The sequence below is a fragment of the Sphingomonas sp. SP5 genome (assembly GCF_058313455.1).
Genome location: NZ_JBZFLF010000003.1, coordinates 505,228 through 517,028, shown reverse-complemented (window position 1 = coordinate 517,028; position 11,801 = coordinate 505,228). Strand labels below are relative to the sequence as shown.

Sequence of the window (11,801 nt, the reverse complement as noted above, 5' to 3'; positions counted from 1 at the left end):
GGCCACGAAACGACACAGGGGCCGGTGGTTACGCCGGCCCCCTTGTCTGCATCCCGGCGCAGCGCCATGATCGTCGCCATGTTCTCCCGCAGGAAAGCACCCGCCGCCGCCGCCGCCCCGCTCCAGCAGATGGGGCTGGAGGTCGCTCGCCGCCTCGATGCCAATCCGGCCGTCTCCAATGCCGGCGTCGCCGGTATCCAGGTCTATTATCACCTCGACTTCCTGGATGCCGCGCAATGCGACATGCTGGTCGCGATGATCGACGCGCGGCGGCGTCCCTCGTCGCTGCTGTCGGATCGGGCCGACCCCGATTTCCGCACCAGCGACAGCTGCGATATGGATCGCTACGCGCCGCAGGTGCAGCCGATCGACGAATCGATCGCCGCGCTGCTCGGCCTGCCTCCCGAACATGGCGAGACGATGCAGGGCCAGCGCTACGCCCCCGGCCAGCATTTCCGCGCGCACCACGATTATTTCCACGCATCGGAAAGCTATTGGCAAAAGGTCAGCGAGGCCGGCGGCCAGCGCACCTGGACGACGATGATCTACCTCAACGACGTACCCGAGGGCGGCGCGACCTGGTTCCCGCAGGCCGGCTTCAAGGTGGCGCCCCGGCGCGGGCTGCTGCTCGCCTGGAACAACATGAACCCGGACGGCACGCCCAACACGCTGACCCTGCACGAAGGCATGGATGTGGTGGAGGGCACGAAATACATCGTCACCAAATGGTTCCGCGAACGGCCCTGGATCCAGTGACCGGCATGCACGGATAAGGCGCGGGACCGAAGGGCGGCTACCGAGGCCAGCCCATCAGGCCGATCCCCCCGTTTGCCCTGAGCCCGTCGAAGGGACGCCCTCCACACGCGTTACGTCAGCAGCTTCACGCGCTTCCGACGCCCGACGAGGATAATTGCATCCGGCCGATCCACCCCCCCGTTCGCCCTGAGCTTGTCGAAGGGCCGCTCTCCACACGCGTTACGCCCGCGGCTCAACGCTGTTCCGGCGCCTGACCAGGATAATTGCATCGCCCCCCCCCGTTCGCCCTGAGCTTGTCGAAGGGCCGCTCTCCACACGCGTCACGTCCGCGGCCCAACGCTCTTCCGGCGCCGCACGCGAAATTCCGGTGCCGCATGGCCGTGACGATGCTGTGGAAGCGTCCCGGCAAAGCCGTGACGTCGGACTGCGCCGGGCGCAGCCGGCCGCGCAGCATGAGCCCGCTCATGCTGCGGTGGGAGCCGGGACGACCCGCGGCGAAATCGTTGCGGCTGCTTCCTTCCGGACCTGACCGGGTTGGCGACGACCACGTCCGCCCGACTCCCGCGCGTCCTATGGCGGGGTCGGGCGACGGGATCAAGCCTTTAGTGCATCAGCGATAGGCGCGGAAACAGCGCCGCTCCGGCCCGTAATAGCCGCGCACGATCCGGCAGACCACACGGCTGCGGCCATAGCCCCGTCCATAGCCATAGCCACGCCCGCGGTCCCAGCCCCGGCCGCGATCCCAGCCACGCCCACGATCCCAGCCGCGCCCACGATCCCAGCCGCGACCGCGATCCCAGCCGTGACCGCGATCGTGATGGCGATCCCAGCCGCCGCGGTCGCCCCAGCGTTGCGCGTCGGCCGGTGTGGCGGCGACCACCGTGCCGGCGGCCAGCGCCACGGCACCGAACATTGCGATGAGCTTCATCGATCCTACTCCTCACACGCCCGTCATCGGGCATGCCGCCACACATGACGCCCCCGCCATGCACCCGTGCTGAACCCCCGGTTGTGGAAATGTCAGGATCGCGAACCCATCGCTCAGCCGGGCACGCGCACGCTCAGCCCGTCGAGCGACGCCGTCAGCCGGATCTGGCAGGCGAGCCGGCTGGTCCGCGACGCGGCCGGTACCAGGTCGAGCAGGTCCTCCTCCTCCTCGCGGGCCGGGGGGAGGCGCGCAAAATCCTCCGCGGCGACGACGACATGGCAGGTCGCGCAGGCCATATCGCCATCGCACGTCCCCTCCAGCGGCTGACCCGCCGCCTGCGCCACGTCGAGCAGCCGCGCGCCCTCCACGCCCGATGCCTCGCGCACCGATCCATCCGCAGCGACGAAGCGCACGCGGATCACGCCGCCAGCCCCTGCCGCGCCGCCGCGGCGGTGATCGCCGCCAGACCGTCGCGCAGTTCCGCCTCCGTCGTGTAGCGACCGAAGCCGATCCGGATGCTCGATCGCGCCTGCGCCTCGGACAGCCCGATCGCGCGCAGCACGTGGCTCGACCGGCCCGATCCGCTGGCGCAGGCGGAGCCGGCCGAAAAGGCGACATCGCGGCATTCCGACATCAGGCGCGCGACATCCAGGCCATCGCGCTGCGCGTTGAGGTTGCCGCGATAGCGCCGCTCCACCGCACCGTTGATCGTCCAGCCGGCCAGCATGGCCGATGCCATAGCCCACAGCCGGTCGACATGCCGCTGGTCCGCATCCCGCGCTTCCCCCATCGCCTGCGCCGCCGCCCCGAAGCCCGCGCACAAGGCCGGCGACAGCGTGCCGGATCGTCCCGCCGCCTCCTGCCCGCCGCCGTGGATCAGTGGTGAGAGGGCGACGCCCTTGCGGATCCACAGCGCCCCGATCCCCTTCGGCCCGTGCAGCTTGTGCGCCGACACCGCGATCAGGTCGCAGGCCGGCGGCACCGCGATCCGGCCATAGCCCTGCACCGCGTCGCACAGCATCAGCGCACCGGCATCATGGGCCAGCTTCGCCAGCGCCGCGATCGGCTGGATCACGCCGATCTCGTTGTTGACCAGCATCGCCGCGACCAGGCCGGTGCCCGGCCGGATCGCCTCGGCAGCGCGATCGAGATCGACCAGCCCGTCCGGCCCGACCGGCAGCACCGTCACCGCACGGCCGCGCGCCGCCTCCGCCGCCACGGTGTCCAGCACCGCGGCATGCTCCGTGGCGAGCGTGACGATCGGCCCGCTGGTCCCCTTGATCGCCCAGTTGAGCGCCTCGGTCGCACCGCTGGTGAAGGCGAGCGTTCCGTCGGCGGCGGGGCCAAGGCCCAGCACCGCCGCGCGCGCGACCTCCACCGCCGCCCTCGCCGCCCGGCCGGGGCGGTGCGCGGAATGCGGATTGGCATGCTGCGATTCGAGCCAGGGCAGCATCGCCGCCAGCGCTTGCGGCGCGAGCGGCGTCGTCGCCTGGTAATCGAGGTAGATCATGCCGCGCGCCGCACCTGCTTCGCCATCGCCCGCCATGCGGCGATGAAGGCGTCGACCTCTGCCTCGCCGGTGGTGCGGCCGAAGCTCACCCGGATCACCTCGCGACCCGCCCCCTCGTCCCAGCCCATCGCGGCAAGGACGTGGCTCGGCTTCATGCTGCCGCTCGAACAGGCGCTGCCCGCCGACACGGCGAAACCGGCGCTGTCGAGCAGGATCAGTTGCGCCGCCGCGGCGGTGCCGCGCAGGCGGTAGGATCCGATCGCCGGATGGCGCGGGCCGTCTTCGGCGACGATCTCCCCGCCCGAACGCCGGATCGCATCGTCGAGCCGCGCGCGAAGGCGGGCGTGGTCGGGCTCCGGCTCGGCCAGTGCCGCGGCATAGCCGAGCGCGCCCGGCAGGTTTTCGGTCCCCGGCCGATAGCCACGCTCCTGCCCGCCGCTGGGATGGAGCAGGCCGAGATCGCGCACCAGCAGCGCGCCGACGCCCGGCGGCCCGCCGCGCTTGTGCGCCGACAGCGCGACCATGTCGGCATATTCCGCCAGTTCCGCCGACGCGGGCATCTGCGCCGCATCGACCAGCAGCCGGCCGCCCGCGGCGCGTACCACCTCCGCGATCGTCGCCAGCGGCTGGCGCACACCGGTTTCGCTGTTCGCCCATTGCACGCAGAGGAGCGCCGGTCCGTCCGGCATCGCCCGGGCAACCGCGGCCGGATCGACCAGTCCGTCGGTGCCGACCGGCACCACCTCGGCGCCCGGTGCCGCGCGCAGCACCGCATCATGCTCGACCGCGGTCACCAGCCGGCGCGCCAGCGTGGTGCGGCCGAGCGCGATGGCCAGCGCCTCGCTCGCGCCGCTGGTCAGGATCGTCTCGCCCCGCCAGCCATGGGCCGCGGCGATGGCGCGCCGCGCCTCCTCCAGCGCCGCCCGCGCCGCGCGCCCCTCGGCATGCGGCGACGAGGGATTGGCCCACAGCGCCTGGCCGCGCGCCATCGCGGCGCGCGCGGCGTCGGTCATCGGCGTCGTCGCGGCGTGATCCAGATAGATGCGGTTGGCCAGGATTCGTTCCAATTGCGTGAGCGAGGCTCCGTCCTATATAGCGCGCAACATTCTGCGCTCCACCGGCGCCTCCTCATTCCGTGGCGAGACCCATGCCCGAAGTCATCTTTCCCGGCCCCGAAGGCCGTCTCGAAGGGCGTTTCGCCCCCGCTCCCCGCCCCCGCGCGCCGGTCGCGATGATCCTCCATCCGCACCCGTCGGCCGGCGGCACCATGAACAACCGGCTGGTGCAGGAGCTCTACAAGACCTTCCAGCGCCGCGGCTTCGCGACGCTGCGCTTCAACTTCCGCGGCGTCGGCAAGAGCCAGGGGACGTTCGACAACGGCGTCGGCGAATTGAGCGATGCGGCGAGCGCGCTCGACTGGGTGCAAAGCTTCCACCCGGAGGCATCGACCACCTGGATCGCGGGCGTCAGCTTTGGCGCGTGGATCGGCATGCAGCTGCTGATGCGCCGGCCGGAAATCCGCGGCTTCATCTCGATCGCGCCGCCGGCCAACATGTACGATTTCAGCTTCCTCGCCCCCTGCCCCTCCTCGGGCATCATCATCCAGGGCGAGGCGGACGAGGTGGCGACGCCGGGCGCGACGCAGAAGCTCGTCGACAAGCTGCGCACGCAGAAGCACATCACCATCCACCACGACACCATTCCCAAGGCGAACCACTTCTTCGAGAACGAGACGCCCGAACTGATGCAGTCGGTGGACCGCTACCTCGACATGCGGCTGGACCCGAACTCGCCGATCCGCTGACGGCGGACCGATGGACAGGCGGTGGCGTATTGGTATGGTACCAATATGCTCCGCCGCATCGCCCCGCTCGCCCTGGCCCCCCTTACTCTCGCCCTGTGCCTCACCTCGCTGCCCGCAACCGGCTGGGCGCGCGACGGAGCGTCGCAGCCCACGGACGCACGCCCACTGAGCAAGGCTGCCGCAGCGCAGGCGCTGGTCGCGCTCACCGCCGAGCGGCGGCGGGCGATCGTGGCGGAATACGGCCCGGCGATCGCCGCCAAGACGCTGACGATCGGCGACAAGACGATGAAATGGGGCGACCGTGAATATGGCACCGCGCCCAGGAGCGGCCACAGCCTGTGGATCTCGCTGCACGGCGGCGGCAATGCCGAACCGGCGGTCAACGAACAGCAATGGCATAACCAGATCCGCCTCTATCGGCCAGCCGAGGGGCTGTACCTGGCGCCGCGCGCGCCGACCAACACCTGGAACCTGTGGCATGAGAGCCATATCGATCCGCTGCTCCAGCGACTGATCGATGCCGAGGTGGCGGTGAACGGCGTCGATCCGGACCGCGTCTACCTGATGGGCTATTCGGCGGGTGGCGACGGCGTGTGGCAGCTGGCGCCGCGCATGGCCGATCGGTTCGCCGCGGCGGCGATGATGGCCGGCCATCCCGGCGATGCCTCGCTGCTGCCGCTGCGCAACCTGCCGTTCGCGATCTTCATGGGCGGGGCGGACAGCGCCTATGATCGCAACAGGCTCGCTGCGGAAAAGACCGCGGACCTCGACCGGCTGCACGCCGCCGATCCGGCCGGCTACGTCCATATGTCGCGCATCTACGAAGGGTTGCCGCACTGGATGAACCACCGCGATGCGGAGGCGGTGCCGTGGATGGCGACCTTCACCCGCGATCCCTGGCCCAAACGCATCGTCTGGGTGCAGGACGACGTGCCGCACGACCGCTTCTACTGGCTGCAAATCCCCGATGCGGCGGCGGCCAGGGCTGGCGACAGGATCGACGCGACCGTCACCGGCCAGACGATCGCCCTCACCGGCAACGTGCCCGCCGGGCTGACGCTGCGCCTGTCGGACCATCTGGTCGATCTCGACCGCCCGGTCCGCGTCACCGCCAACGGGCGCGCGCTATTCGCCGGCCGCGTTCCGCGCACGCGGGCCGCGATCAGGGCGTCGCTGCTGGAACGCTTCGACCCCAAATCCGCCGCAACCGCACTGCTGACGCTTCCCTGACGGGTGGAGGGAGGGTGCGGGAACTGCCGCTCATGCCACCCTACATCTGCCAGATCAGCACATTCCCCAGCAGCACCGCCGCCATCACCAGCAGCAGAACGGCTTTCTTCCGGTCGCCCCCACGCGCGATCAGCGCACCGCCGCCGATCAGGCAGGCGAAGCAGCCGAGCATCGCGATGGCGGGGGCGGCACTGGCGATCGATCCGAGGGGGCCTTGCATGATGCGATGTTGGAGCGGCCCGGCCCGAATGTCGAGCCAAGCCCCGCGTCGGCAAGGGATTCTCCGCACCGCCCACGCGGCGCTGTCCTATTCCCGCCGGGCATGGCACATGACACGTCCGCCGCTCGGAAGGCCCGCTCCCCCAGCCGCCGCCGACCGGTGACGGGACCCGTCTGGGCGTGACTTTTGTGACCTTTCGCGGCGTTGCCGGTCACGCGATCGCGCGCGCATAGGCCTCGATATCGACATTGCCGCCAGACAGGATGACGAGCAGCCCCGGCTCCACCGCCACCTTGCCCGCCAGCACCGCCGCCAGCGCCACCGCGCCGCCCGGCTCCACCACCAGCCGCAGGTGTTCGGCCGCCCAGCGCTGCGCCGCCGCCGTCTCCGCCTCGCTCACCGCAACGCCGGTGGCATCGCGTCTAGCCAGCACGTCGAAGGTGAGCGGCGATACGCGCTGCGTCTGCAACGCATCGCAGGCGGTCGGCGGCGGATTGTCACCGACCGGCTCGATCCACGAGGCTTCCAGGCTGCGGCGCATGTCGTCCCAGCCCTCCGGCTCGACGACGGTGATCGCCGCGTCCTTCAGCCCGAGGGCGATTCCCGCCGCCAGCCCGCCGCCGCCGCACGGCACGACGACCCGCGCCGGTGCCGGCAGGCCGAGCGCCAGCATCTGCGCCTCCGCCTCCAGCCCCGCACTCCCCTGCCCCTCGATGATCCAGGGATCATCGAAGCTCGGCACCAGCGTCGCGCCGCGCGCCTCGGCCAGGCGCGCCGCGATCTGCTCCCGGCTCTCCGTCGCCCGGTCGTAGCGGACCACCTCGGCCCCCAGCGCCAGCGTCCCCTCCAGCTTGGCGCGCGGCGCATCCGCCGGCATCACGATCGTCGCCGGAAGCCCGAGTCTCCTCGCCGCCCAGGCGATCCCCTGCGCGTGATTGCCGGACGAGAAGGCGACCACCCCGCGGCGCCGCGATTCCTCGTCCAGCGCGGTCAGCCGATGCCACGCGCCGCGGATCTTGAACGCGCCGATCGGCTGCAGCGATTCAGCCTTGAAGACGACCTCCACCCCTTTGATCGCCGACACATAAAGCGGCGTCGGCGGCAGGATGCGCGCGATCTTCTCGGCGGCGTCGCGCACGCCTGCGCGTGTCGGTTGTCGCAGAATCGTCACTTTTCATCCTTTCGTGCGCTAACCCACTTTACATGGGGGTCGGACGACCATAGATCGCGCCTCCGCTGCCCCATGGGACTTCCAACCGCAAGGCAGCTTTTGTCACCGTATGCCGCAAGGCAATTGGAGGTCCCTTGAATTGGCCAAGCACGATAGCGCGCTGGGGCTAGCGCCCCGTTCGACCGCTTCCGCACCCGTTGCCGGAGGCATCGACATCGCCCAGAGCCGCCCGGTCGATCCGGTGACGCTCGTCCGTCCGCACGCCGCGGCACGGGCTGCCCGATTTTTTGTTCAGGAGTTTCCGGGCCGCTCGATGTACGCGGTGAAGGCGAACCCGAGCGCGGCGTTGCTCCAGATCCTCTGGGACAACGGCATCACCCATTACGACACCGCGTCGATCGCGGAGGTGCGCCTGGTCAAGGCGACGCTGCCCGACGCCACCTGCTGCTTCATGCACCCGGTGAAGTCGGAAGAGGCGATCGCCGAGGCGTATTTCGTCCATGGCGTGAAGACCTTCTCGCTCGACAGCCTCGAGGAGCTGGCGAAGATCGTGCGTGCCACCGATGGCGCGACCGACCTGACGCTGTGCGTGCGGCTGCGCGTGTCGTCCGAATATGCCAAGCTCAGCCTCGGCTCGAAGTTCGGCGTCGGCCAGGCCGAGGCGAAGGACCTGCTGATCGCGACCCGCCAGGTGGCGGACGCGCTCGGCATCTGCTTCCACGTCGGCAGCCAGACGATGTCGCCGGATGCCTATGCCAACGCCATGGAGCGGGTGCGCGCGGCGATCGTCGAGGCGGCGGTGACCGTGGACGTCATCGATGTCGGCGGCGGTTTCCCCTCGGCCTATCCCGGCATGACCCCGCCGCCGCTGGAGCGCTATTTCGAGACGATCCATCGCGCGTTCGAGAGCCTGCCGATCAGCTATTCGGCCGAACTGTGGGCGGAACCGGGCCGGGCGCTGTGTGCCGAATATGCCTCGGTCGTGGTGCGCGTCGAGCGCCGCCGCGGCACCGAACTCTACATCAACGACGGCGCCTACGGCACGTTGTTCGATGCGGCGCATATCGGCTGGAAGTACCCGGTCCAGCTGCTGCGCGAGCCGCAATCGGACGCGCGCGACATGGACTTCGCCTTCTGGGGTCCGACCTGCGACGACCTTGATTACATGGCCGGCCCGTTCCCGCTGCCCGCGGACACCAACACCGGCGACTATATCGAGATCGGCATGCTCGGCGCCTATGGCTCGGCGATGCGCACGCAGTTCAACGGCTTCGGCGTCAGCGAGACCGTCATCGCCACGGACGAGGCGATGCTGTCCGTCTACCTGCGCGACGAGGCCGAAGGCGAGCGGCGCACGACCAACGTCGTCAAGCTGTAACGCCCGAGCTATAGTCCACCGTCTTCCCTCCTCCCGCCCTTGCGCGGGAGGAGCGGCCCCTGGGTTTCCGCGTCCCCAATGATGAACGACGACGGGTTCTGGATAGCCAAAGGCGAACCATGACCGACACCCTCACCAAGACCGCCGGCGCGAACGCGCCGATCAACGACACCCGCAAGGCCGAGCTGCTCAGCAAGCAGGTCAAGCACATCGACATCAAGAGCTTCGACGCGCGCCCGATCGTCGAGGCGATGGCGGACATGAGCTTCACCAGCCGCGATCTCGGCCGCGCGACCGGCATCTACAACCAGATGCTGGCCGACAAGGATTGCTCGATCTTCCTCGTCATCGCCGGATCGACCTCGGCCGGCGGCTGCATGGACCTCTATGCCGAGCTGGTGCGCAACAACATGGTCGACGGCATCGTCGCCACCGGCGCGTCGATCGTCGACATGGATTTCTTCGAAGGGCTCGGCCACAAGCATTTCCAGGCGCTGGAAATCCCCGACGACGACACGCTGCGCTCGCTCTACATCGACCGCATCTACGACACGTACATCGACGAGGAAGCGCTCCAGAACGTCGACCACACGATCTTCGAGATCGCCGAGAGCCTGGAGCCGCGCGCCTATTCCAGCCGCGAATTCATCCGCGAGATGGGCAAGTACCTGGTCGAGCACGGCAAGAAGGAGAACAGCCTCGTCAAGCTCGCCTACGAGCATGACGTGCCGATCTTCTGCCCGGCGTTCGTCGATTCCTCGGCGGGCTTCGGCCTCGTCAAGCATCAGGTCGATGCCGCCAAGGCGGGCCGCCCGTACCTGATGATCGACGCGGTCGCCGACTTCCGCGAACTGACGCAGATCAAGATCGAGGCGGGCGTCACCGGCCTCCTCATGATCGGCGGCGGCGTGCCGAAGAACTTCATCCAGGACACCGTCGTCTGCGCCGAGATCCTCGGTCACGACGACGTGCAGGTCCACAAATATGCGGTGCAGATCACCGTCGCCGACGTGCGCGACGGCGCCTGCTCCTCCTCGACGCTGCAGGAGGCGGCGAGCTGGGGCAAGGTCAACACCGGCATCGAGCAGATGGTGTTCGCGGAAGCGGGCTCGGTCATGCCGCTGCTGGCGTCCGACGCCTACCACCGCGGCCTGTGGAAGGACCGCCCGGTCCACCGCTGGGCCAAGCTGTTCGACAAGTAAGCGTCACATCCTCCCCGGCACGGGGGGGGGTCATCGCATATGGCCGGGAAGGCTGCTGGCTTCGGGTGAAGGGCCATGCCCTCCCAGTATCCTTCGTCACCCCGGACTTGGTCCGGGGTCCACCGTGCCACACATCGATAGCGTATTGATGGGCGGCACGGTGGATGCCGGACCAAGCCCGGCACGACGGAGGATTGAAGAACACCACCGCGGACCAGACAGCTCAGATGCGATGGCTATGCCCGCCCACGGGGGGCGCGTCACAGCCGTGACGGGGGGGCCGCCCGGCAGCACAACGCCCGCAGCTGCCCCTTTAGTCGCCTTCCCGCGGGACGATCGCCCCCGCGCAGGCTTTGACCTCGCATCGAGAACGCGCCACACTCGCTCCGCCATCTCTTTTGGGGGAAAGAGTCGATGCCGATCCTGATCGCCGCGCTGCTGCTGCAAGCCGCGCCCACGTCCGTCCCGCCACCCGCCGCAGCCGATCTGACACGCATGGTCGCGCTGTACGACGAAATCTGCCTCCAGACGTTTCCGATCGACGCGCAGGTCGATGCGTTGATGGCAAAGAAGGGCGCGACGCCGCTGACGCCCGAGCAGGTCAAGGTGACGCTGCGCGACGATCCGGGCCGCGGCTGGCAGTTGAAGGACGGGGAGCGTACCTACTCGGTGTTCCTCGAACTGCCGCCCTATCACGCCTGTTCGGTACGAGCGGGCATCGGCAGCGGCACACCCGATCTTGCCCCTTATCGTGCCACGCTCGACGCATTCAAGGCGACGCATGCCGGCTTCACGCCACAGCCGCCCCAGGATGTCGATCTCGGCCCCGTCCACGTCCACGCCGCCAGCGAATTTCGCGCACTGCCGGGCGGAACCGGCGAACAGCTGATGGTCATCGACCAGCATATCACCGACCCCGACCGCCGCGCCAAGGGCGAGACGGGAACCGAACTTCGCTTCGTGCACCAGATCAAGGCAGGGGGATAGATCATGCACGCCGATATCCTGCGACCGATGGCGGCGCTGGTCGCCTGGACGCTCGTCATGCTCGTCTGGACGGTGGCGACGCGGCTGCCCGCGATGAAGGCCGCGGGCGCCGATATCCGCAGCCTTGTCGGATCGAAGGCCGCCGATGCCGACCGCGCACTGCCGCCGCAGGTGCAGTGGAAGGCGCACAACTACAACCATCTCGTCGAACAGCCGACGCTCTTCTATGCGATCTGCACGGTGATCGCGCTCAGCGGCACCGGCAATGGCGTCAACGCGGCGATCGCCTGGGTGTATGTCGTGCTGCGCGTCGCGCATTCGCTGGTGCAGGCGACGGTCAATCGGGTATTGCCCCGCTTCATGCTGTTCCTCGCGTCCTCGCTCGCGCTCGCCGCGCTCACCCTGCATGCATCCATGGCGGTGTTCTGATGGCCAAGGGGGACGCGTTCGAACGCCACCGTCAGCCCTGGACCGCCGACGAGATCCAGAAGCTGCACACCCTCGCCAAAAAGGGCATGGCGCTGAAGGCGATTGCCAAGGCGCTGAAGCGCAGCGAGGAATCGACCAAGAATCGCGCCAAGGCCGACGGCCTGTCGATCGCCAAGCTGCGGTAGA

Annotated in this window: 14 protein-coding genes and 1 other RNA gene; 8 read left to right on the top strand and 7 right to left on the bottom strand. The window is 69.1% G+C overall.

Annotation, left to right across the window (positions count from 1 at the left end):
• The first annotated feature begins 66 nt into the window (after nucleotides 1-66).
• A complete protein-coding gene (locus tag AC4GY7_RS10300; RefSeq protein ID WP_491113513.1) occupies nucleotides 67-756 on the top strand; it encodes a 2OG-Fe(II) oxygenase in 690 nt (229 codons plus the stop codon).
• A 470-nt stretch (nucleotides 757-1,226) separates the two neighbouring features.
• On the opposite strand, the gene ffs is transcribed toward AC4GY7_RS10300, so the two are convergent.
• From ffs to AC4GY7_RS10275, 5 genes are all read right to left on the bottom strand, one after another.
• Nucleotides 1,227-1,320: signal recognition particle sRNA small type (gene ffs, locus AC4GY7_RS10295), an RNA gene on the bottom strand.
• Between the two features lie 46 nt (nucleotides 1,321-1,366).
• Nucleotides 1,367-1,684, bottom strand: coding sequence for a hypothetical protein (locus AC4GY7_RS10290; RefSeq protein ID WP_491113511.1), 318 nt, complete (start codon nucleotides 1,682-1,684; stop codon nucleotides 1,367-1,369).
• 113 nt (nucleotides 1,685-1,797) lie between these two features.
• Nucleotides 1,798-2,106 (bottom strand): 2Fe-2S iron-sulfur cluster-binding protein, encoded by a 309-nt coding sequence (locus AC4GY7_RS10285; RefSeq protein ID WP_491113509.1) that lies wholly within the window; start codon nucleotides 2,104-2,106, stop codon nucleotides 1,798-1,800.
• Nucleotides 2,103-3,194 (bottom strand): cysteine desulfurase family protein, encoded by a 1,092-nt coding sequence (locus tag AC4GY7_RS10280; protein WP_491113507.1) that lies wholly within the window; start codon nucleotides 3,192-3,194, stop codon nucleotides 2,103-2,105. Before AC4GY7_RS10280 ends, AC4GY7_RS10285 begins: the two co-directional genes overlap by 4 nt.
• The gene (locus AC4GY7_RS10275) at nucleotides 3,191-4,207 is read right to left on the bottom strand and encodes a cysteine desulfurase family protein (RefSeq protein WP_491113759.1); all 1,017 of its coding nucleotides are present in this window, start codon (nucleotides 4,205-4,207) and stop codon (nucleotides 3,191-3,193) included. Before AC4GY7_RS10275 ends, AC4GY7_RS10280 begins: the two co-directional genes overlap by 4 nt.
• Before the next feature lie 134 nt (nucleotides 4,208-4,341).
• On the opposite strand from AC4GY7_RS10275, the gene AC4GY7_RS10270 reads away from it, so the two are divergent.
• Together AC4GY7_RS10270 and AC4GY7_RS10265 are read left to right on the top strand one after the other, a co-directional pair.
• Nucleotides 4,342-4,998: an alpha/beta hydrolase gene (locus AC4GY7_RS10270; RefSeq protein ID WP_491113505.1), complete on the top strand. Its 657-nt coding sequence runs from the start codon at nucleotides 4,342-4,344 to the stop codon at nucleotides 4,996-4,998.
• 45 nt (nucleotides 4,999-5,043) lie between these two features.
• Nucleotides 5,044-6,228 (top strand): hypothetical protein, encoded by a 1,185-nt coding sequence (locus AC4GY7_RS10265; RefSeq protein WP_491113503.1) that lies wholly within the window; start codon nucleotides 5,044-5,046, stop codon nucleotides 6,226-6,228.
• Nucleotides 6,229-6,268: 40 nt separating this feature from the next.
• Here AC4GY7_RS10265 and AC4GY7_RS10260 read toward each other — a convergent pair whose 3' ends face one another.
• On the bottom strand, nucleotides 6,269-6,448 hold the full coding sequence (locus AC4GY7_RS10260) for a hypothetical protein (RefSeq protein WP_491113502.1): 180 nt from the start codon (nucleotides 6,446-6,448) through the stop codon (nucleotides 6,269-6,271).
• Between the two features lie 211 nt (nucleotides 6,449-6,659).
• Entirely contained in the window at nucleotides 6,660-7,619 is a 960-nt protein-coding gene (locus tag AC4GY7_RS10255) for a threonine ammonia-lyase (RefSeq protein WP_491113500.1), read from the bottom strand.
• 139 nt (nucleotides 7,620-7,758) lie between these two features.
• On the opposite strand from AC4GY7_RS10255, the gene AC4GY7_RS10250 reads away from it, so the two are divergent.
• The 5 genes from AC4GY7_RS10250 to AC4GY7_RS10230 all read left to right on the top strand — a co-directional run bounded on the left by AC4GY7_RS10250 (nucleotide 7,759) and on the right by AC4GY7_RS10230 (nucleotide 11,800).
• On the top strand, nucleotides 7,759-8,997 hold the full coding sequence (locus AC4GY7_RS10250; RefSeq protein ID WP_491113498.1) for a type III PLP-dependent enzyme: 1,239 nt from the start codon (nucleotides 7,759-7,761) through the stop codon (nucleotides 8,995-8,997).
• Between the two features lie 119 nt (nucleotides 8,998-9,116).
• Nucleotides 9,117-10,199 (top strand): 1,9-bis(guanidino)-5-aza-nonane synthase, encoded by a 1,083-nt coding sequence (locus AC4GY7_RS10245; RefSeq protein WP_491113496.1) that lies wholly within the window; start codon nucleotides 9,117-9,119, stop codon nucleotides 10,197-10,199.
• Between the two features lie 414 nt (nucleotides 10,200-10,613).
• A complete protein-coding gene (locus AC4GY7_RS10240) occupies nucleotides 10,614-11,186 on the top strand; it encodes an NMCC_0638 family (lipo)protein (RefSeq protein ID WP_491113494.1) in 573 nt (190 codons plus the stop codon).
• 3 nt (nucleotides 11,187-11,189) lie between these two features.
• Nucleotides 11,190-11,615 (top strand): MAPEG family protein, encoded by a 426-nt coding sequence (locus tag AC4GY7_RS10235; protein ID WP_491113492.1) that lies wholly within the window; start codon nucleotides 11,190-11,192, stop codon nucleotides 11,613-11,615.
• Nucleotides 11,615-11,800 (top strand): hypothetical protein, encoded by a 186-nt coding sequence (locus AC4GY7_RS10230; RefSeq protein WP_491113491.1) that lies wholly within the window; start codon nucleotides 11,615-11,617, stop codon nucleotides 11,798-11,800. Before AC4GY7_RS10235 ends, AC4GY7_RS10230 begins: the two co-directional genes overlap by 1 nt.
• The last annotated feature ends 1 nt before the right edge of the window (nucleotide 11,801 follow it).

What these genes read in the sequence shown, in the direction of transcription:
- AC4GY7_RS10300 (WP_491113513.1), top strand. Translation starts at nt 67, where the DNA reads ATGATCGTCGCCATGTTCTCCCGCAGGAAAGCACCCGCCGCCGCCGCC.
- AC4GY7_RS10290 (WP_491113511.1), bottom strand. Translation starts at nt 1,684, where the DNA reads ATGAAGCTCATCGCAATGTTCGGTGCCGTGGCGCTGGCCGCCGGCACG.
- AC4GY7_RS10280 (WP_491113507.1), bottom strand. Translation starts at nt 3,194, where the DNA reads ATGATCTACCTCGATTACCAGGCGACGACGCCGCTCGCGCCGCAAGCG.
- AC4GY7_RS10275 (WP_491113759.1), bottom strand. Translation starts at nt 4,207, where the DNA reads ATGACCGACGCCGCGCGCGCCGCGATGGCGCGCGGCCAGGCGCTGTGG.
- AC4GY7_RS10270 (WP_491113505.1), top strand. Translation starts at nt 4,342, where the DNA reads ATGCCCGAAGTCATCTTTCCCGGCCCCGAAGGCCGTCTCGAAGGGCGT.
- AC4GY7_RS10265 (WP_491113503.1), top strand. Translation starts at nt 5,044, where the DNA reads ATGCTCCGCCGCATCGCCCCGCTCGCCCTGGCCCCCCTTACTCTCGCC.
- AC4GY7_RS10260 (WP_491113502.1), bottom strand. Translation starts at nt 6,448, where the DNA reads ATGCAAGGCCCCCTCGGATCGATCGCCAGTGCCGCCCCCGCCATCGCG.
- AC4GY7_RS10245 (WP_491113496.1), top strand. Translation starts at nt 9,117, where the DNA reads ATGACCGACACCCTCACCAAGACCGCCGGCGCGAACGCGCCGATCAAC.
- AC4GY7_RS10240 (WP_491113494.1), top strand. Translation starts at nt 10,614, where the DNA reads ATGCCGATCCTGATCGCCGCGCTGCTGCTGCAAGCCGCGCCCACGTCC.
- AC4GY7_RS10235 (WP_491113492.1), top strand. Translation starts at nt 11,190, where the DNA reads ATGCACGCCGATATCCTGCGACCGATGGCGGCGCTGGTCGCCTGGACG.
- AC4GY7_RS10230 (WP_491113491.1), top strand. Translation starts at nt 11,615, where the DNA reads ATGGCCAAGGGGGACGCGTTCGAACGCCACCGTCAGCCCTGGACCGCC.